The organism is Bacillus cereus group sp. BfR-BA-01453 (assembly GCF_022662915.1).
GTDB classification, from domain to species: Bacteria; Bacillota; Bacilli; order Bacillales; family Bacillaceae_G; genus Bacillus_A; species Bacillus_A paranthracis.
In genome coordinates, this window is sequence record NZ_JAKUEN010000015.1 from 61,356 (window position 1) to 81,891 (window position 20,536).

The window sequence follows — 20,536 nt, forward strand, 5'->3', positions numbered from 1 at the left end:
CTTTAGTAATTGGAGAGAATACAAAATTAGAGTGTAAAGTTTGTTTTCATATTATTTTAATTAATAAAAAGGTAGGTGTATTGTTGAGATAAAAACCTCATTATGCACAACAAAGTTGTTTTTGAAAAATATTGAGTGCCACTATATAGTATTTCTTTCTACATATTGTCGAATATTGATAGATTATCATAGCATAATAATGAAGGAATTCTAATGAAGGATATGGAAACTTAATAATTACATCTCCATATGTCGTATCTACCATTTCCTCTTTCATATAAGCGATGATACAGTAGAGGTAGTACTAGAGTAAAGGGGTAAAGTGTAGAATGGATTTTCAGACAATCAAAGAGTATTTTTCACCAGAAAATATGGATCATATTGTTGAAAGTTATAAAGCATTCGGACCACTGCTTGGTATTGGTTTACCGATGATAGAAGCGTTGATTCCAGCATTGCCACTCATCGTATTTGTATTGGCGAATGCTGTTGCATTTGGATTTTGGCTTGGTTTTCTTTATTCTTGGCTTGGATCAGTAATGGGTGCTTTACTTGTCTTTTTCATTATCCGCCATTTTGGCCGCAGTCGTTTCTTTTCTTTTGTAAATAAGCATGAGAGAGTACGGAAGGCAATGGGATGGATTGAAAGGAAAGGATTCGCGCCGATTTTCGTCATCTTTTGTTTTCCGTTTACACCGTCTGCGCTTATAAATGTTGTCGCTGGTCTATCACGCATTAGTGTAAAACAGTTTGGCCTTGCGCTCGCGTTCGGAAAGCTTGTGATGATTTTTATTTTAACGTATATCGGTCATGATTTAATGTCATTTATTCATAATCCGGTGAAATCAGTCATTGTAGCGATTGGTATTTTTATTTTATGGTATGTCGGTAAGAAAATTGAAGTAAAGTTAGAACTGCATTAAGAATAGTCTTCTTTGTAAAGGAAAGCTTCATTATTAAAGGATAAGGGGAGAAGCGGATGAAGAAAACTTTGAAAAAAGAAGGCATAGAGTGGATACGAACAATTTTAATTGGTGTATTATTAGCTGTATTTTTTCGAACGTTTTTCTTTTCAACGTATGTTGTAGAGGGGAAGTCAATGATGCCGACATTGCAAGATGGCAATATGCTCGTTGTAAATAAGGTGAGTTATCAAGTGGGGGACTTGAATAGGTTTGATGTTGTTGTATTTCATGCGAACAAAAAAGAGGACTACGTAAAACGAATTATCGGTTTACCTGGGGATCATATTGAATATAAGCATGATAAACTATATATAAACGGACAATTCGTGGATGAACCTTATCTAGAGAAATATAAGAAAGAGATACATGGACGACAACTAACAGGTGACTTTACGCTAGAAGAGTTAACGAAGGAAAAAACGGTGCCACCTGGATATATTTTTGTAGTAGGTGATAACCGCCTCGGGAGCTGGGATAGTAGACATTTTGGTTTTGTAAAAGCTGATACAGTTGTCGGTAAAGTTGATTTACGATATTGGCCAATTCAAGAGGTGCAAACGAATTTTTCAAAAGGTTGATATAATAGGTGGAAGTATAGAAAAAGACAAACTACTCCGTTTGTCTTTTTTCGTGTCCTATAATACAATTATAGTAGCAAACTAACGTTCGTTATGTAAGTGAAAGGTGGGGTTACATGTCACTTCGATTTGTGATTGGTAGAGCGGGAAGTGGAAAAAGTACACTTTGTTTACACGAAGTGCAAGAAGAGTTAAAGCAGCGTCCAAGAGGGGAAACAATATTATATCTTGTGCCAGAACAGATGACATTCCAAACGCAGCAGGCGTTAATTGGTAGTGAGGATGTTAGAGGTTCTATTCGGGCACAAGTTTTTAGTTTTTCACGATTAGCGTGGAAAGTATTGCAAGAAGTTGGCGGAGCGAGTCGTCTTCACATTGATGAAGCGGGCGTACATATGTTACTTCGTAAAATTGTAGAGTCTCGTAAAGATGGATTATCGGTATTCCAAAAAGCAGCGGAGCAAAATGGTTTCTTTGAACATCTTGGCAGTATGATTGCGGAGTTTAAACGATATAACGTGACGCCATCAAACGTATATGAAATGTGGCAACAATTAGATGCACATAGTAGCAGTGCTGAACAAAAGCTATTAGCGAATAAAGTGTATGATTTACAGTTATTATATGATGATTTTGAACGTGCTTTAATCGGAAAGTACTTAGATTCAGAAGACTATCTGCAATTGCTAGTGGAAAAGCTTCCGCAGTCTGAATATGTAAAGGGAGCTGAAATTTATATAGATGGCTTCCATTCGTTTTCACCGCAAGAACTAGAAATTGTAAGACAGCTTATGATTTGCGGTGCGAGAGTGACAATTACATTAACGATAGATGAAAAAACGTTAGCGCAGCCAGTAAATGAACTAGATTTATTTTATGAAACGACGTTAACGTATGAAAAAATAAAACAAGTAGCGCGTGAAGAGAAAATAGAAATTGAAAAAACGATTCCGCTTATGGAACAACCGCGTTTTCATTCTCCAGCATTAGCGCATTTAGAAGCTCATTATGAAGCGCGTCCGAATGAGAAATTTAACGGGGAAGCAAGTGTAACGATTCATACAGCCGCGAATTTACGAGCTGAAGTAGAAGGCGTTGCTCGTGAAATTCGTAGACTTGTGGCAGATGAAGACTATCGTTACCGAGATATTGCAGTTCTTCTTCGTAACGGAGAAAGTTATTACGATGTAATGCGGACGCTATTTACAGATTATAATATCCCGCACTTCATCGATGAAAAACGCCCGATGTCACATCATCCGCTAGTAGAATGCATTCGTTCTGCACTCGAGATTATTAGTGGGAATTGGCGTTATGATGCAGTATTTCGCTGCGTGAAAACAGAACTTTTATATCCATTAGACGTAAGAAAAGAAACGATGCGTGAAGAGATGGATGAGTTTGAAAACTACTGTTTAGCGTACGGTGTACAAGGGAAGAGATGGACTTCTGAGGATCCGTGGATGTATCGCCGCTATCGTTCTCTTGACGATACAAACGGGATGATTACAGACAGTGAACGTGAAATGGAAGAGAAAATAAATCGATTGCGTGACGTTGTAAGAACGCCAGTTATTCGTATGCAAAAAAGACTGAAGCGTGCGGGAACAGTTATGCAAATGTGCGAAGCTGTTTACTTATTTTTAGAAGAGCTGGACGTTCCGAAAAAATTAGAAGCATTACGTATTCGTGCAGAAGAGAGCGGAGATTTCTTATTTGCGACAGATCATGAACAAGTATGGGAAGAAGTTATGAGTCTTCTTGATACGTTTGTTGAGATGCTTGGCGAAGAAAAAATGTCACTTTCTATGTTCACAGACGTTATGTCGACAGGTCTTGAGGCGCTTCAATTCGCAAACATTCCGCCGTCATTAGACCAAGTGTTAATTGCGAATATTGATCGTTCTAGATTATCAAATGTGAAAGCAACATTCGTCATTGGAGTGAATGAAGGTGTGATTCCAGCAGCACCGATGGATGAAGGTATGCTTTCTGATGAAGAAAGAGATGTTCTTAGCGCTGCAGGTATTGAACTCGCACCAACGACGAGACAGACTTTATTAGAAGAACAGTTTGTTATGTACCAAATGGTAACGAGAGCAACTGAGAAATTATACATTTCATGCCCGCTTGCAGATGAGGAAGGAAAGACGTTACTTGCTTCTAGCTTTATTAAGAAAATAAAAAGAATGTTCCCTGATGTGAAAGATACATTTATTACGAACGACGTAAATGATTTATCACGTTCGGAACAAATTTCATATGTAGCAACACCAGAAGTAACGTTGTCATATGTTATGCAGCAACTTCAAACGTGGAAGCGATATGGATTTGAAGGCAACTTAGACTTTTGGTGGGATGTATATAATTTCTACGTTACTTCAGATGAATGGAAGCAAAAAAGTAGCCGCGTATTATCAAGCTTATTCTACCGAAATCGTGCGCAAAAGCTAAGTACAGCTGTAAGTAGAGATTTATACGGAGACAAAATAAAAGGAAGCGTTTCTCGTATGGAATTATTTAATCGTTGTGCGTACGCTCATTTTGCGCAGCACGGTTTATCGTTAAGAGAGCGTGATATTTTCAAACTTGATGCGCCAGATATTGGGGAACTATTCCATGCAGCACTGAAGAGAATTGCGGACAGGCTATTACGTGAAAATCGTACTTGGGCGGATTTATCAATAAAAGAGTGTGAGCATCTTTCTGCTGTAGTAATAGAAGAGATTGCACCGTTATTACAAAGACAAATTTTATTAAGTTCAAACCGTCATTTCTATTTAAAACAAAAACTACAACAAATCATTTTCCGTACGTCAATCATTCTTCGTGAACATGCGAAGTCTAGCGGTTTCGTACCAGTTGATTTAGAAGTGCCATTTGGTATGGGCGGTACAGGATCACTTCCGCCAATGGAATTCTCGTTACCTAATGGTGTAAAGATGGAAGTAGTTGGCCGTATTGACCGTGTTGATAAGGCAGAAGATGAAAATGGAACATTCCTACGTATTATTGACTATAAATCAAGCTCAAAAGCGTTAGACTTAACGGAAGTGTATTACGGATTGGCACTTCAAATGTTAACGTATTTAGATGTTGTTACTTCAAATGCGCATACGTGGATGAAAAAAGGCGGTACAGCATCACCAGCGGGTGTATTGTATTTCCACATTCATAACCCAATTGTTGAGGTGAAAGGTGACGCATCTGAAGCAGAAATTGAAAAGGAAATTTTAAAGAAATTCAAAATGAAAGGTCTCGTATTAGGAGATGCTGACGTTGTTCGTTTAATGGATAATAAACTTTCAACAGGAAGCTCTGATATTATTTCTGCTGGTCTGAAAAAAGACGGTAGCTTTAGTGCGCGTTCAAGTATTGCAAGTGAACAAGAGTTTAACGTCCTGCAAAAATATGTACACCATACGTTTGAAAATATCGGAAAAGACATTACAGAAGGTGTGATCGATATTGCCCCTTACAAAAAAGGAAATAAAGCGGCGTGTACGTTCTGTAACTTCAAATCGGTTTGTCAGTTCGATGAATCACTTGAAGATAACCAATTCCGTACGCTAAAAGATATGAAAGATAGCGAAGCGATGGAGAAAATTAGAGAGGAGGTTGGCGGAGAATGATAGAAAATTGGCCTAAAAAACCAGAAGGTAGTCAGTGGACAGATGACCAGTGGAAAGCCGTTGTAGCGAACGGGCGTGATATTTTAGTTGCGGCTGCAGCAGGATCAGGGAAAACAGCAGTATTAGTTGAACGTATTATTAAAAAGATTATTAATGAAGAGAATCCAGTCGATGTCGACCGCCTGCTCGTTGTAACATTTACGAATGCAGCGGCGCAAGAGATGAAAAACAGAATTGGGGAAGCATTAGAAAAAGTATTAATTGATGAGCCTGGCTCTCAGCACATCCGAAAGCAGCTGAGCTTATTAAATAAAGCTTCCATTTCAACGATCCATTCATTTTGTTTACAAGTTATTAGAGGATACTATTACATGCTTGATGTTGATCCTCGTTTCCGCATTGCGAATCAAACCGAAAATGAATTGTTAAAAGAAGAAGTGTTAGATGACATATTAGAAGAAGAGTATGGAATAGAAGATAATACGATATTCTTTGAACTCGTTGATCGTTATACGAGTGACCGTAGTGACGATGATTTACAACGTATGATTTTAGCGCTTCATACAGAATCAAGAGCGCATCCAAATCCGGAAAAATGGCTCGATAAATTAGTAGAAGCATATGACGTAGAAGGAAAGACAATTGAAGATTTAGTGTATGCTTCTTATTTATTAGAAGATGTAAGATTCCAGCTTGAAACAGCGGAGCAGCATATTCGTAAAGCGACGGAACTCGCAATGCTTCCTGACGGTCCAGCGCCTCGCGTTGAAACGCTGCAAGCAGATTTAGCCTTACTTGGAACGTTATCATCAGCTGCTCGTGAATCGTGGACAAGCGTGTATGAAGCGATGCAAAACGTATCGTGGCAAACGTTAAAGCGCATTAAGAAAAGCGATTATAACGAGGATGTTGTGAAACAAGTAGACTCTCTTCGTAATAAAGCGAAAGATGAAGTGAAGAAATTACAAGAAGAGCTATTTAGTCGCAAACCTGAAAGTTTCTTACGAGATTTTCAAGATATGCATCCTGTATTAGAAAAGCTCGTTCAACTTGTAAAAGTATTTACAGAGCGTTTCCAAGCGATGAAGCGAGATAAAGGCATGGTCGATTTCACAGATTTAGAGCATTTCTGTTTACAAATTTTAAGTGAGCAAAGTGAAGATGGTGAAATGAAGCCGTCAGCTGTAGCACTTCAATATCGTAATAAATTTGCTGAAGTATTAGTCGATGAATATCAAGATACGAACTTCGTACAAGAATCAATTATTAAATTCGTAACGAAAGATTCTGAGAGTGAAGGAAACTTATTCATGGTTGGTGACGTGAAGCAGTCGATTTATCGTTTCCGACTAGCAGAACCAGGATTATTCTTAGGAAAGTATAAACGTTTCACACAAGAAGGATTAGGCGGCGGAATGAAAATTGACTTAGCGAAAAACTTCCGTAGTCGTCATGAAGTGTTAGCGGGTACGAACTTTATTTTTAAACAAATTATGGGCGAAGAAGTTGGAGAAATCGATTACGATGCTGACGCTGAATTAAAGCTAGGTGCTAGCTATCCAGAAGGTGAAGATGTAGCAGCTGAACTATTGTGCATTCAGCAAACAGAAGAAGAAGTAAGAGATGGTGAAGAAGGTGCGGAAGTAGAAAAAGCACAGCTTGAAGCACGTCTTATGGCGCAGCGCATTAAAGCGATGGTTGATTCAGGTTATGAAGTGTATGATCGTAAAACGGATAGTATGCGCCCTGTACAATACCGTGACTTCGTTATTTTACTTCGCTCCATGCCGTGGGCACCGCAAATTATGGAAGAGTTAAAATTGCAAGGAATTCCAGTATACGCTGATCTTGCGACTGGTTACTTTGAAGCGACAGAAGTAAATATTATGATGAACGTATTCCGCGTTATTGATAATCCGATGCAAGATATTCCGCTTGCAGCAGTACTTCGTTCTCCAATCGTTGGATTAAATGATGAAGAACTTGCAACGCTTCGTGCTCACGGGAAGAAAGGCTCGTTTTATGAAGTGATGAGCTCATTCTTAAAAGGAGCACCGCTTGAAGAAGAAAAAGAACTACATGATAAATTAGAGTGGTTCTATAACTTACTACAAGGATGGCGTGAATTTGCGCGCCAACAGTCACTTTCTGATTTAATTTGGAAAGTGTACGGTGAGACAGGTTATTACGACTTTGTCGGTGGTTTACCAGCTGGAAAGCAAAGACAAGCAAACTTGCGCGTACTATATGACCGCGCAAGACAATATGAAGCAACGTCGTTTAGAGGATTATTCCGCTTCTTACGCTTTATTGAGCGTATTTTAGAACGCGGTGATGATATGGGTACGGCGAGAGCTTTAGGTGAACAAGAAGATGTCGTTCGCATTATGACAATTCATAAAAGTAAAGGACTTGAGTTCCCAGTCGTATTTGTAGCTGGACTAGGTCGTCGCTTTAATACACAAGACTTAATGAAACGTTTCTTACTGCATAAAGACTTCGGTTTCGGTTCACAATTTATTGATCCACGTAAACGAATTAAATATACGACATTATCGCAACTTGCGATTAAGCGTAAAATGAAAATGGAATTAATTGCGGAAGAAATGCGCGTATTATACGTAGCGTTAACACGTGCAAAAGAGAAGTTAATTTTAATTGGAACAGTTAAGGATGCAAATAAAGAAATGGAAAAATGGCTTGATGCGAGGGAGTATAGTGAATGGTTATTACCAGATCACATACGTGCCGGAGCGTCCTGCTACTTAGACTGGATTGCACCTTCATTATATAGGCACCGTGATAGTGAAATACTTCTTGAATTAGGACAAGGAAGTGTTCCAGATGAAATTTATGGGTATGACACTAGCTGGAAAGTAGAAGTTGTTGACGGTAACACGTTACTCGCGCCAGAACCGGTTCAAGAAGAGAAACAAGAATTGTTAGAAGCACTTCGTGAGAAAAAGGCCGTTCCCCTGCAAAGTGAACGGAAAGAAGAGGTGTACGATAGATTAATGTGGAAGTACGGATATGAGGAAGCGACATCTCATCGTGCGAAGCAATCTGTTACAGAAATAAAGAGAAATTATCAATCTGAAGAAGGTAGCGATAATGCCTTTATTAAAAAATTACGTGCACCAATTCAAACACGTCCTCGTTTTATGGAGAAAAAGGGATTAACATATGCAGAGCGCGGAACAGCAGTACATGCCGTTATGCAGCATGTTGATTTGAAGAAGCCGATTACAGAAGAAGTGATTCGGGAGCAAATTGCTGGAATGGTAAATAAAGAATTATTAACATTCGAGCAGGCGGAAGAAATTGCGATTGAAAAAGTAATTTCATTCTTTGATAGTGACCTAGGTAAAAGGGTATTAGCGGCGAAAAGTGTTGAGCGTGAAGTACCATTTACGATGATGCTTGCAGCAGAAGAAGCATATCAAGATTGGCAAGGGAAGAGCGGGGAATCCATTCTTGTCCAAGGGGTTATTGACTGCATGATCGAAGAGGAAGACGGTATTACGTTAATCGACTTTAAAACGGATACGATTGCAGGAAAATTCCCAGGTGGATTTGATCAAGCGAAACCAATTTTAGAAGAGCGATATAAAGTACAACTTTCGTTATATGCAAAAGCGCTCGAGAAAAGCTTACAACACCCTGTGAAAGAGAAATGTTTATACTTCTTTGATGGCAACCATGTTGTAAAAATTGAAGAATAGAGGGACTTGAAAATGAAAACGGAAAAAACGTTAAGAACGTGTGAAAAAGGACATGAATATTATAAAAGTAGCGATTGTCCAACTTGCCCAGCTTGTGAGAAAGAAAAGAAACCTAAAACAGGGTTTCTTTCACTTCTTTCATCACCAGCACGAAACGCGCTAGAGCATCATGGAATTCAAACGATAGAAGAACTCTCAAAGTATAGTGAAAAAGAAATTTTAAAACTGCATGGTATGGGACCTACGTCTATGCCAAAGCTTAGAAAGGCTTTGGAGGAGAGCGGGTTATCATTTAAATAAAAGAAAAAGTAGGAGATATTCTCCTACTTTTTTTACGCTGTTCCAATCTGATCTTGATCGGCCACATCAGAATCAAACGTATTTGTTGCACTAACACCGTTAAACGTATTCACGACAAACCCGACATTGGAAGCTCCGGATCCGTTATACGCTTTCGTATTCTCTTTCGGAGACACATTATAAAAATCCCCTAAATTGAAAGAACCATTACTGTTTTGCACGACGAGATTTCCAACAACAGAAGGCATACCATCCACCTACTTTACTAAACTTTGTAATTACTATATGAATTATTGTGCGGAAGGTTCATCTGTAATATATTGGCGAATTTGCATAATACGAGAGTTATTAAAAACATAATCAACATTTCCAATTTGAAATCCACCAGAGTTTAAAAGTGTGCGCAATTCAACGTTATTCACTTCAATAAAAGGACACTCATTTATAATGTTTAATTTTACATCTGTCGTTCGTTTCGGGATTGTAATGTATTCATCTGTAAAGATTTCAAATGCATCTAAGCGACCTTCGTCTTTTATATAACAAGGGAATTCCCGGTGAACGGCAAGAGCTCTACTTTTTAATTCCATTTGATTTGCATCCCCAACTTGAAATACGGCAGCAATCCCTAACGAAACAATAGAAACATTTTGGACAATAGACACGTGATGTAACATAATTTCTCAGTCTCCTTAACCTGGAGTAGGAGGGACATCTGTTACTAATGGCACAAATGGACCCTCTGTAACAGTTTCAAACGGCGTATCAAGAATAGAAGATAGAATGAGGAAATTTGCATCCCCAATTAAAAAGAGTGCGGACGACGATACACCGTTCATTTTAATCTGTCCGACTTTGAACTCGCGGTTTACAACGTTAAGGTTCATACATACTTACTCCTTTCGGAAATTGCCCGGTATGTGTTGAATAAAAGAGAGGAAGGCTTTGTCGATATCATGTTTCATAGCTTGAATAATGATATCTCGTAAATAATCTGGATCTGTTGAAATCCCTTCATGTGATTGTGCTTGTGATAAATAATAAGGAAGTCTATGCTCCATCTGTTTCTTTATGTCGTCAACCATCATTTGTCGATACATTTCATCGAGCGGCGTTCTCTCTTCTTGTTCAAAATGGAGAATTCGATTATATGCTTCTTCATCTAAGTAACGATGCATTTCCTGAAGGATACCTTGGTAAAAGTCTGGGTTTGTATCTGTTTCAGGATTGACCTTCAAAGTTTCCGTGTCAACTTGAAAATCCTCAATTTGTTGTCCTTTTGTTGAAAATGGATTTAATCCAATATTTAAAGTGCCATTTAAATTTTCTACTTTTAATTGATCGAATTTATATTCCACTTTTCCTATAGAAGAGGAGGGGCGACTTTTTAATTCATTAAGCTCTTCTTGTAATTGACGAACTTGATCTTCTAAGTTAAGAATGGTCGCTTGTTGTGCTTGAAGAGCTTGTTGAAGTTGGTGTAAGTAAGTATATATATCTTGATTCATTTGTGAAACCTCCTTTTCAATAGGGAGGGTAAATATATTCCTACTATATATTTATGACAAGGATGTCTTAAGAAGAACTAGTTGATGGTTTGATAGAAATAATTTGTCCTTTTGCCTGTAATGGGCGAAGGGGTTCTGTAAATCCGCCAGTATTTGAGAATTTAGATAGGGCTTTAATACTTCCGGCAGTACCAATTTGGAATACAGAAGAGGTTGTAATGCTATCAATTTTAATACTGTTAATGATGATGCTTTGGTTTACATAAAAATTCAATACAATCGCCCCCTTTAAGTTGAACCAATTATCGCTTGATCAACGACATCTGAATCATTAACAGTCGTTGCACTTTGATAATTGTAGACAGAAACGTTATCTCCAACGTTAAAAGAGCCGGCTCCCGCGAAAGCGCGTGAATAACTAATAGGCCTAATCGCAAATACATCTCCAATATGAAAAATACCACTTGATCCAATATTAACGATACGAATATGTCCGACCATAGCTGGCATACAAAACACCTTTCGTTTTTAAAATTTTCTTTTCTATTATTGTATGGGCGTTTTCAATAAAATGTGTGTTTTTTTGAAATAAAAGAAACACACACGTTATTGCGTGTGGGTATCGAGTGTTTGGTTAGGGTGAACATCCGTATGTACATGCCAAATTACATTTAAGAGCCTGTCCAGTTCTTGGCTACAATCCACTGTTTTTTGAGAAGTCATTCCGTAGCGTTCAGCAAAATAAATCATTTTTTCACGTTTTTTTTCAATCGCTTGCTCAAACATTGAAATCGGCTCCATCTCTAAATGAAATTTTTTGTATATATGTAGTACATATTATACAAAAACTTCATAAAAAAGAAATGCATTCGCTAAAAAAAGTAAAATTTCTACATTTTATGCCAAATGATAAAGAAGTAACGAATAGGGTATGAGAAGAATATTGTAAAAATTAGCGTGTATGAGAAGGTTTTTTTCTTACGGATGCGAATACAATTAAAAGGTATGAGTTTTAGGATGGAGAGTGGAAATATTGCGTTTGGTAACGGCGAAAAAAGAAGAAAAGGTATTTGTAGGTATTGTGGATGAAGAGGAAGAAAAGGTATTGCACTTAAGAGAAGCGCAAAGGCAAAAGGGAGAAAAGGTTACAATCCCCATTACAATGTTAGAGTGTATTGAAAGAGGAACCGAATGTTTTGAAAAAATATGTGATATTGTAAATTGGGCGAAGGAAAATGAAGGGGCGGCGTATTATCCGTTAACTGAGGTGAAAATATTAGCACCGATTCCAAGGCCGAGAAAGAATATTTTGTGCGTTGGAAAAAACTATCGTGAACATGCGATAGAAATGGGCGGAGTAGAGTCAATTCCAGAAAATATAATGATCTTTACGAAAGCGCCAACGACAGTTATTGGAATGGATGAAAAAATTAATAGTCATCCCCACGCAACGAATGAATTAGACTATGAAGGAGAACTAGCTATTGTCATTGGTAAGCGAGGGAAACAAATAAAAAAAGAAAAAGCGCTTGAGCATGTTTTTGGTTATACCATTATAAATGATATAACTGCTCGCGACATTCAAAGGAAGCATAAACAATTTTTCCTTGGAAAAAGTTTCGATACATTTTGTCCGATGGGACCGTATTTAATTCATAAATCGATGATTAGTGCGCCAAATGCGTTACACATTGAAACGATAGTAAATGGGGAAGTAAGGCAAACTTCAAATACAAATAAAATGATTTTTTCAATAGAAGAAATCATTTCAACGATAAGTAAAGGAATGACGTTAGAACCAGGAGATATTATCGCAACAGGAACGCCAGCTGGTGTTGGCAAAGGTTTCACGCCACCGAAGTTTTTGCATGCGGGTGATGAAGTGGTCGTTACAGTAGAAGGAATTGGTACTTTGCGAAATGTAGTGAAGTGAAGAAAAGAGCTATCTTATGAAAAGATAGCTCTTTTCTATGGTCTTGGGTGATAGAGGTAATCGATAACGGAAAAAGTGTAAAGACCAATGACTGCAAGTGTACAAATGCCAAATAGTATAACCGTAAGTGCGCTTTTTTCTCGTCCAAAACCAATAATAGTAAGAATAACAGTAGTCCAAAATGATGCTTTCAGTAGTGTGAATGTAGTGGGAGTTGAGTAGTGACTAAGCAATGTTACAGAAAGTAGGAAGCCAAAGAATGTAACGAAAAGAAAAGATGTAGCTAAATAGTTAATATGTTTGCCATATCTTAATAACATATCGCACCTCCTTTGTGATTTTAAAATACAGAAAATTACAATTTAATTTTAGTATAAATCAATATAAAAAGAAAGAGGTTGTCCTAACGTGTAGAACAACCTCTCTATTATTACGATAATACAGCTTTAATTTTTTGGAATGCCCACTCTAAATCTTCTTCAGAGATTACTAGAGGTGGTGCGATACGAATTACATTTTCGTGTGTTTCTTTACATAACAGTCCAGCTGCTTTTAGTTGTTCACAGTAAGGACGAGCTGGTTCGTTTAATTCGATACCGATAAATAAACCTTTACCGCGAACTTCAGTGATCATTGGGTTATCAATCTCTTTTAATTGTCCAACTAATTTTTCACCTAATTGAAGAGAACGCTCTGTTAATTTTTCTTCTTCTAACACTTCAAGAGCTGCGATAGAAACAGCACATGCAAGTGGGTTACCACCGAATGTAGAACCGTGAGAACCTGGCTCGAATACACCTAAAATGTCGCGGTTTGCTGCTACGCAAGAGATTGGGAATACGCCGCCGCCAAGTGCTTTACCAAGTATGTACATGTCAGGAGTTACATTGTCCCAGTCACAAGCAAATACTTTACCAGTACGGCCTAAGCCAGTTTGGATTTCATCTGCTACAAATAAAACGTTTTCTTTTTTACATACTTCAAGAGCTTCTTTTAAGAAACCAGCTGGTGGGATGTTAATCCCTGCTTCACCTTGGATTGGCTCTAAAATGAATGCAGCTGTATTTGGTGTAATTGCAGCTTTTAACGCTTCTAAATCACCGTAAGGAATTACAACGATGCCAGGAAGCATTGGACCGAATCCGCGCTTGTACTCTTCGTTTGAAGACATAGAAACAGCACCCATTGTACGGCCGTGGAAGTTATCTTCACAAACGATAATTTCAGCGCGGTTTGCTTCTACTTTCTTCACATCATAAGCCCAGCGGCGAGCTGTTTTAATTGCAGTTTCAACGGCTTCTGCACCTGTATTCATTGGAAGTACCATTTCTTTATTAGTTAGTTTCGCAACTTTTTCGTACCAAGGACCTAATTGATCGCTATGGAAAGCACGAGAAGTTAACGTAACGCGATTAGCTTGGTCAATTAAAGCGTTAATAATTTTTGGGTGACGATGACCTTGGTTTACTGCAGAATATGCACTTAATAAGTCCATATAGCGATTTCCTTCAGGATCTTCTACCCAAACGCCTTCTGCTTTAGAAATAACGATTGGAAGTGGGTGATAGTTATTTGCCCCGTATGTGTCTGTAAGTTCGATAATATCCTTAGTTTGAATCATGATTGTTCCCCCTTTTGTTATTACAAGAAGTTTGTAAATACTCTAAATATTATATCATTTAAATGTAAAAAAGCGAAACATTTCCTGAAAATAAATGAACATGTTATCATATAGAATGAAAAAGTGTGAAAAGAGGAGGTAAGGGATACGATGGTACATATGCATATTACAGCATGGGCGTTAGGTTTAATTTTATTCTTCGTTGCGTATTCACTTTATTCGGCAGGAAGAAAAGGGAAAGGTGTACATATGGGGCTTCGTCTAATGTATATCTTAATTATTGTGTCAGGCTTCATGTTGTACATGAGTATTGTGAAGACAGCAACAGGTAGCATGCACATGTGGTACGGCATGAAAATGTTAGCTGGTATTTTAGTTATCGGCGGAATGGAAATGGTTCTTGTAAAAATGAGCAAAAACAAACCAACAGGGGCGGTTTGGGGCTTATTTATTGTTTCGCTTGTCGCGGTAATTTATCTTGGATTGAAATTACCAATTAACTGGTACGTGTTCAAATAAAAATAAAACCACCTTATAATCTCAAAAACTTGGGAGATAAGGTGGTTTTTTATTTTATGTCGCATCAATATGAAACTCTTCTCCGTTTACTTTCGTAAAACGAAACATATTTTTATTTGACGCAGCATGACGAACAAAATGATGCTGCAGTGTACAAATCATCTCTTCGTTATCAAACAAAAGAATATTTACTCCTTCGCATGCTTCTTCTTTCGGCAAGAAAGATAAATAATTATGACAATACATGCAATCATATAAAGAGTAATGAAGTGATTGCAATGCCTCTGTTAATAAGGCAAAGACAGAGTCAGGTAACTCCTCAAGCCATTCCGTATAACTAAGAAGTAATTTTTTTCGAATTCGTATCATTTCCCCGTTTTGCAAGTGGTGCTGTTCGTTGGCGATTTGTAATATATCTTGTTCATAGAAACGAGCTGGTAGCCAGTTGTTGTTATATAAAATTTCAAAGCCATCACCGGCAATATCTTCTAATAAAAATGCTTCCTCATTTTCATCATCAAAGAATACCCATTCATTGTTTATATATTCTACATTACCGACTGTATGAGCGCGGGGCTGGTTATATAAAATATGTTTACGTTGTATCATACACGATTTCTCCTTTATGAAAAGTAGTTATTTCTGTTATAGACAGTTCGTGCATTCTTTATAACTAGACACATCCGGACATAGGCGGGCATACAATAAAACACGTTTTACTGAGTGAAAATGCTATTCCATATGTGGATAGTAGGTTATCGTCAAGTTTGTCATTTTTTTGATCCGCACTTTTAGAGTGGGGTTACTGTACGTTCAAGAAAAGAAATAAGATGGAAGGATGATTTATATGTGCGGGATTACAGGATGGGTGGATTATAAACGCTCATTAGAAGGAGAACGGGACATCGTTACGAAGATGGCTGAGACGTTAGCGAAGCGTGGCCCAGATGATAATAAAGTTTGGATTAAAGGCAATGTCGCATTTGGGCATAAACGGTTAATCGTTGTTGATCCTGAAGGTGGTAAACAGCCGATGACTTGTTTAAAAGATGAAGCAAATTATGCAATTTGCTATAACGGCGAACTTTATAACACGGAAGATATTCGAAAGGAACTATTAAGAAGAGGATATACGTTCAAAGGTCACTCTGATACGGAAGTATTGTTAGCATCTTATATCGAATGGAAAGAAGAATGTGTCGATCATTTAAACGGTATATATGCGTTTGCTGTATGGGATGAACAGAAAGAACAAGTGTTTATTGCGCGTGATCGATTAGGGGTAAAACCACTATTTTATAAATATGACAGTGGGCGATTACTATTTGGTTCAGAGTTAAAAGCGATATTGGTGCATCCAGATGTGAAGGCGGAAGTGACGTTAGAAGGATTATCTGAAATATTCGGCCTTGGACCATCTAGAACGCCTGGTCACGGTATATATGCTGGTATAAAAGAATTACGTCCAGGTCATGCGATGACATTTTCAAAGAACGGTTTATGCATATGGAGATATTGGAATGTAGAAAGTAAAAAGCATGAAGATTCCTTTGAAGAAACAGTAGAAAAAACACGCTTTTTATTACAAGATTCGATTACAAGGCAGCTCGTTTCTGATGTACCATTATGCACTTTTTTATCAGGCGGTGTAGATTCAAGCGCTATAACAGCAATTGCTGCAAAAGAATACGAAAGATCGGGAAAAGGTCAATTACACACGTATTCGGTTGATTACGAAGATAATGACAAATACTTTAAAGCAAATGCGTTTCAGCCAAATTCAGATGCACCATTTATTCATTTGATGACGGAGACGTTTCAAACGATCCATCATCGCTGCGTCATTTCAAATGAACAATTAGCGCAGTATTTAACAGAAGCAGTACTCGTTCGTGATTTGCCTGGTATGGCAGATATCGATTCGTCATTATTATGGTTTTGCCGCGAAATTAAACAAGATTTTGTCGTCGGTTTATCTGGGGAATGTGCAGATGAAATATTTGGTGGTTATCCGTGGTTTTATAGAGAAGATGATTTACAATCGAGCGCATTTCCGTGGATGCGTTCTACAGAAGCGCGTGAACAATTGCTAAAGAAAGAATGGAGAAATAAATTAAATTTACAACAATATGTGCAACAACGTTATGAGGAATCGATTCAAGAAGTTCCTATTTTAGATGGGGAAAGTCCGCTAGAAGCGAAAAGACGCCAATTATTTTATTTAAATATGGTATGGTTTATGACAACATTATTAGACAGAAAAGACCGTATGAGTATGGGGGCGAGCTTAGAAGTACGTGTTCCATTTGCGGATCATCGTCTTGTCGAATATGCGTGGAATATTCCTTGGGAAATGAAAATGTATAAAAACCGCGAAAAAGGTCTATTGCGTAAAGCGTTAGAAGGGTTACTTCCAAATGAGATATTATATAGAAAGAAGAGCCCGTATCCAAAAACACATAATCCGCACTATACGAAAGCAGTAACAGTATGGATACAAGATTTATTAACAGATAAAGGCTCAATTTTACACGAGCTATTTGATAAAGAACAGCTGAGTGGATTAATTGAGTCAGGCGGCAGTGCATTCCAAACGCCATGGTATGGTCAATTAATGACTGGGCCACAACTTTTAGCTCATTTAGCACAAATTCACGTTTGGTTTAAAGAATATGGAGTAAATATTAAAGAATAGGAGAAAAGCGACTTACTTTATAAGTAAGTCGCTTTTTATTAAATAAATTGTCATATAAAATTCAAAATCATATTAGAAAAAATACTTATTTAGAATAATTATCTTTACGGACTTATTATTAGTTGTTATAATTGGAAACAAATGTTCTTGAAAAAGATTCTCATTTATCCCGCTTTAATGGGCAGTTGATCCCCCACCTCAAAATTCAGCGAAAGAAAAGAATTTAGGTGGGGGATCAACTGCCCATAAAAGTCCGATTGGTTCAACTAATAATCAGTGGGGGATGAAGAACCTCCCCACTGATTAAAGTTTCACTTTATAAAATTGAGGTGTTATATAGATGAAAAAGAAAAAAATGGGTTTACTCGTAATGGCGTATGGAACGCCGGATTCATTAGATGAAGTAGAGGCATATTATACACATATTCGTCATGGGCGTAAGCCATCAGAAGAAGCACTCCAAGATTTAATTGGACGCTATAAAGCGATTGGTGGAATTTCACCGCTTGCAAAAATTACGAAAGAGCAAGCGCATAAATTAACAGACTCAATGAATAATATGTTTACAGAGTATGAATTTAATTGTTACTTAGGCTTAAAACATACTGCTCCGTTTATAGAAGATGCAGTAGAAGAGATGAAGTGCGATGGAATTGAGCAAGCGATTAGTATCGTATTAGCGCCGCATTATTCTACCTTTAGCATTAAGGCATATAACGAGCGTGCAATTCGTCTCTCGGAGGAAATAGGTGGTCCTGTTATTGAACCAATTAAACAATGGTATGATGAACCGAAGTTTATTTCGTATTGGGCAGATCAAATAAAAGAAACATTTACAAAAATTGAAGATAAAGAGAAAGCGGTCGTAATTTTTTCAGCGCATAGTTTACCAGAAAAAATTATTGCAGTAGGTGATCCTTATGTGGAGCAATTGCAGCATACAGCGGATTTAATCGCAGCAGCTGCAAACATCCAAAACTATACAATTGGTTGGCAAAGTGCCGGAAATACACCTGATCCATGGATTGGACCGGATGTGCAAGATTTAACGAGAGATTTATTTGAAGAGCATAGATATAAATCTTTCATATATTGCCCAGTTGGTTTTGTGGCAGAGCATTTAGAAGTTTTATATGACAACGATTACGAGTGTAAAGTTGTGACGGATGAATTAAATGCTGCGTATTTTAGACCAAATATGCCGAATGCACAATCTACATTTATTGAATGTTTAGCTACAATTGTTTCCAGAAAAATGAAAGAAATAGTTGACAAAGAACTAATTTTAAATAATAATTAATTTATAATAATTTTAAATAAATAATAATTACTATGAAAGAAAGAGGAGGATCCCCCTAGATGAATCCAAATAATCGCTTAACAACAAACCAAGGTGCTCCGGTCGGAGATAACCAAAATTCTCGTACAGCTGGTCGCCGTGGACCAGTATTATTAGAAGACTATCATTTAGTAGAAAAACTAGCTCACTTTGATCGTGAACGTATTCCAGAGCGTGTTGTGCATGCACGTGGTGCAGGTGCTCACGGTGTATTCGTAACGAAAAACAGCATGAAGAAATATACGAAAGCGGCATTTTTACAAAATGAAGGAACTGAAACACCTGTGTTTGTTCGTTTTTCAACGGTTATTCATGGTCAAGGTTCTCCTGAAACAGCACGTGATCCACGCGGTTTCGCTGTTAAATTTTATACAGAAGAAGGAAATTACGATATTGTAGGTAACCATTTACCAGTCTTCTTCATTCGTGATGCAATTAAATTCCCTGATATGGTGCATTCTTTAAAACCAGCACCTGATACAAATATTCAAACACCAGATCGTTACTGGGATTTCATGACGTTAAGTCCAGAATCTACACATATGATGACATGGGTATTTTCTGATTACGGTACACCAGCAAGCTATCGTGAAATGGAAGGTTTCGGTGTACATTCATTCAAATGGATTAATGCAGAAGGTAAAATCGTCTACATTAAATATCACTGGAAACCACAGCAAGGTGTACGTAACTTAAGTGCAAAAGAAGTGCAAGAAGTACAAGGAAAAGACTTTAACCATGCAACTCGTGACTTATTCGATGCAATCGAAAAAGGAAATTATCCGAAGTGGGATTTACACGTACAAGTGATGCAACTAGAAGAAACGGATTCTTTAGATTTTGATCCGTTAGATCCGACGAAAGTATGGCCAGAAGATCGCTTCCCATTAATGGAAGTAGGAACAATGACGTTAAATCGTAACCCGAAAAACTTCTTTGCTGAAGTAGAACAAGTGGCGTTCTCTCCAAGTGCAACTGTAAATGGTATTGAACCATCTGAAGATAAATTATTACAAGGTCGTTTATTCTCTTATCCAGATACACAGCGTTACCGCCTTGGTGCAAACTACTTACAAATTCCTGTAAACTGCCCATACGCAGCTGTTCATAACCAACAACGTGATGGTGCGATGCAAGTGGGTCAAAACCCATCTACAATTAACTACGAACCGAGCCGTCATGCTGAAAATCCAGTTGAAGACCCAGCTTACCGCGATTCAACTATGAAAGTAGAAGGCTACGTATCTCGTGAAAAAATTGACAAACCAAATGATTTCAAACAAGCAGGTGAGCGTTACCGTTCATTCTCTAAAGAAGAGCAAGACAACTTAATTGCAAACTTAACAAATGACTTAAAAGACGTAAATGAACGTACGAAATTACTAGCTGTATGTAACTTCTTCCGTGCAGATCAAGAGTACGGTATGCGTTTAGCGCAAGCATTAAACGTTGATATTACGCAATATGTAGGAAATGCTCCGAAATAAATTGGAAAAGACGACTGTTATGAAACGGTCGTCTTTTTTGTTTATGTAAAGTTACACGCGGGTATTCTTCAGTTTCGTTATGTCGGAATTTGTTGGTAAATCGATATATCGTGTCGAAACGTCGATATATTGAAATAATCGCTGATATATTTGAAAAATCGTCGATATATCCGAAGAATCGCTGATATATTTATATTAATACCGCTCAGGGTATGCTGCCGGCAAGTCTAATAAAAA

At 37.6% G+C, this 20,536-nt stretch carries 20 protein-coding genes; 10 read left to right on the plus strand and 10 right to left on the minus strand.

Translation table 11 applies throughout. From position 1 onward, the window contains the following. The first annotated feature begins 329 nt into the window (after window positions 1–329). The 5 genes from MR070_RS22550 to MR070_RS22570 all read left to right on the plus strand — a co-directional run bounded on the left by MR070_RS22550 (window position 330) and on the right by MR070_RS22570 (window position 9,197). Window positions 330–923, plus strand: coding sequence for a TVP38/TMEM64 family protein (locus MR070_RS22550; protein WP_000347517.1), 594 nt, complete (start codon window positions 330–332; stop codon window positions 921–923). 56 nt (window positions 924–979) lie between these two features. Beyond that, window positions 980–1,543: a signal peptidase I gene (gene lepB / locus MR070_RS22555; RefSeq protein ID WP_000751898.1), complete on the plus strand. Its 564-nt coding sequence runs from the start codon at window positions 980–982 to the stop codon at window positions 1,541–1,543. Window positions 1,544–1,659: 116 nt separating this feature from the next. Further along, a complete protein-coding gene (gene addB / locus MR070_RS22560; protein ID WP_138322325.1) occupies window positions 1,660–5,175 on the plus strand; it encodes a helicase-exonuclease AddAB subunit AddB in 3,516 nt (1,171 codons plus the stop codon). After that, complete coding sequence (gene addA / locus MR070_RS22565; protein ID WP_242262043.1) at window positions 5,172–8,897, plus strand: helicase-exonuclease AddAB subunit AddA; 3,726 nt, start codon at window positions 5,172–5,174, stop codon at window positions 8,895–8,897. Before addB ends, addA begins: the two co-directional genes overlap by 4 nt. Before the next feature lie 12 nt (window positions 8,898–8,909). Next, window positions 8,910–9,197 (plus strand): RNA polymerase alpha subunit C-terminal domain-containing protein, encoded by a 288-nt coding sequence (locus MR070_RS22570; RefSeq protein ID WP_000845836.1) that lies wholly within the window; start codon window positions 8,910–8,912, stop codon window positions 9,195–9,197. A 32-nt stretch (window positions 9,198–9,229) separates the two neighbouring features. Here MR070_RS22570 and gerPF read toward each other — a convergent pair whose 3' ends face one another. The 7 genes from gerPF to MR070_RS22605 form a co-directional block, all read right to left on the minus strand. Next, on the minus strand, window positions 9,230–9,445 hold the full coding sequence (gerPF, locus tag MR070_RS22575) for a spore germination protein GerPF (protein WP_001141566.1): 216 nt from the start codon (window positions 9,443–9,445) through the stop codon (window positions 9,230–9,232). 42 nt (window positions 9,446–9,487) lie between these two features. Further along, entirely contained in the window at window positions 9,488–9,874 is a 387-nt protein-coding gene (locus MR070_RS22580) for a spore germination protein GerPE (protein ID WP_000902334.1), read from the minus strand. Window positions 9,875–9,889: 15 nt separating this feature from the next. Further along, window positions 9,890–10,084 (minus strand): spore germination protein GerPD, encoded by a 195-nt coding sequence (gene gerPD / locus MR070_RS22585; RefSeq protein WP_001052802.1) that lies wholly within the window; start codon window positions 10,082–10,084, stop codon window positions 9,890–9,892. A 6-nt stretch (window positions 10,085–10,090) separates the two neighbouring features. Continuing rightward, window positions 10,091–10,705 carry a spore germination protein GerPC gene (gerPC, locus tag MR070_RS22590; RefSeq protein WP_001070747.1) on the minus strand — a complete coding sequence of 205 codons (615 nt, stop codon included), beginning with the start codon at window positions 10,703–10,705 and terminating at the stop codon, window positions 10,091–10,093. Between the two features lie 67 nt (window positions 10,706–10,772). Further along, on the minus strand, window positions 10,773–10,979 hold the full coding sequence (gene gerPB / locus MR070_RS22595; RefSeq protein WP_001012508.1) for a spore germination protein GerPB: 207 nt from the start codon (window positions 10,977–10,979) through the stop codon (window positions 10,773–10,775). Between the two features lie 14 nt (window positions 10,980–10,993). After that, a complete protein-coding gene (gene gerPA / locus MR070_RS22600; RefSeq protein WP_001111188.1) occupies window positions 10,994–11,215 on the minus strand; it encodes a spore germination protein GerPA in 222 nt (73 codons plus the stop codon). Window positions 11,216–11,311: 96 nt separating this feature from the next. Next, window positions 11,312–11,491, minus strand: a complete 180-nt coding sequence (locus tag MR070_RS22605; RefSeq protein ID WP_000462851.1) for an aspartyl-phosphate phosphatase Spo0E family protein — start codon at window positions 11,489–11,491, stop codon at window positions 11,312–11,314. Between the two features lie 247 nt (window positions 11,492–11,738). Here MR070_RS22605 and MR070_RS22610 point away from each other — a divergent pair, with 247 nt between their 5' ends. Then, window positions 11,739–12,638, plus strand: coding sequence for a fumarylacetoacetate hydrolase family protein (locus MR070_RS22610; RefSeq protein WP_044792701.1), 900 nt, complete (start codon window positions 11,739–11,741; stop codon window positions 12,636–12,638). A 35-nt stretch (window positions 12,639–12,673) separates the two neighbouring features. Here the strand turns inward: MR070_RS22610 and MR070_RS22615 are convergent, their stop codons facing one another. Both MR070_RS22615 and rocD read right to left on the minus strand, forming a co-directional pair. Then, the gene (locus MR070_RS22615; protein WP_000926867.1) at window positions 12,674–12,958 is read right to left on the minus strand and encodes a hypothetical protein; all 285 of its coding nucleotides are present in this window, start codon (window positions 12,956–12,958) and stop codon (window positions 12,674–12,676) included. A gap of 110 nt (window positions 12,959–13,068) precedes the next feature. Further along, window positions 13,069–14,259 carry an ornithine aminotransferase gene (rocD, locus tag MR070_RS22620; protein ID WP_071708946.1) on the minus strand — a complete coding sequence of 397 codons (1,191 nt, stop codon included), beginning with the start codon at window positions 14,257–14,259 and terminating at the stop codon, window positions 13,069–13,071. 150 nt (window positions 14,260–14,409) lie between these two features. Between rocD and MR070_RS22625 the strand changes: the two genes are divergently transcribed. Then, complete coding sequence (locus MR070_RS22625) at window positions 14,410–14,778, plus strand: YisL family protein (RefSeq protein ID WP_000233504.1); 369 nt, start codon at window positions 14,410–14,412, stop codon at window positions 14,776–14,778. Window positions 14,779–14,832: 54 nt separating this feature from the next. Here the strand turns inward: MR070_RS22625 and MR070_RS22630 are convergent, their stop codons facing one another. Beyond that, on the minus strand, window positions 14,833–15,387 hold the full coding sequence (locus tag MR070_RS22630) for a DUF2777 domain-containing protein (RefSeq protein ID WP_139896071.1): 555 nt from the start codon (window positions 15,385–15,387) through the stop codon (window positions 14,833–14,835). 238 nt (window positions 15,388–15,625) lie between these two features. Between MR070_RS22630 and asnB the strand changes: the two genes are divergently transcribed. The 3 genes from asnB to katB all read left to right on the plus strand — a co-directional run bounded on the left by asnB (window position 15,626) and on the right by katB (window position 20,299). Beyond that, a complete protein-coding gene (asnB, locus tag MR070_RS22635) occupies window positions 15,626–17,473 on the plus strand; it encodes an asparagine synthase (glutamine-hydrolyzing) (protein WP_000333961.1) in 1,848 nt (615 codons plus the stop codon). A gap of 340 nt (window positions 17,474–17,813) precedes the next feature. Continuing rightward, complete coding sequence (gene hemH, locus MR070_RS22640; protein WP_242262044.1) at window positions 17,814–18,773, plus strand: ferrochelatase; 960 nt, start codon at window positions 17,814–17,816, stop codon at window positions 18,771–18,773. Window positions 18,774–18,832: 59 nt separating this feature from the next. After that, window positions 18,833–20,299, plus strand: coding sequence for a catalase KatB (gene katB / locus MR070_RS22645; protein ID WP_242262045.1), 1,467 nt, complete (start codon window positions 18,833–18,835; stop codon window positions 20,297–20,299). Window positions 20,300–20,536 lie beyond the last annotated feature (237 nt).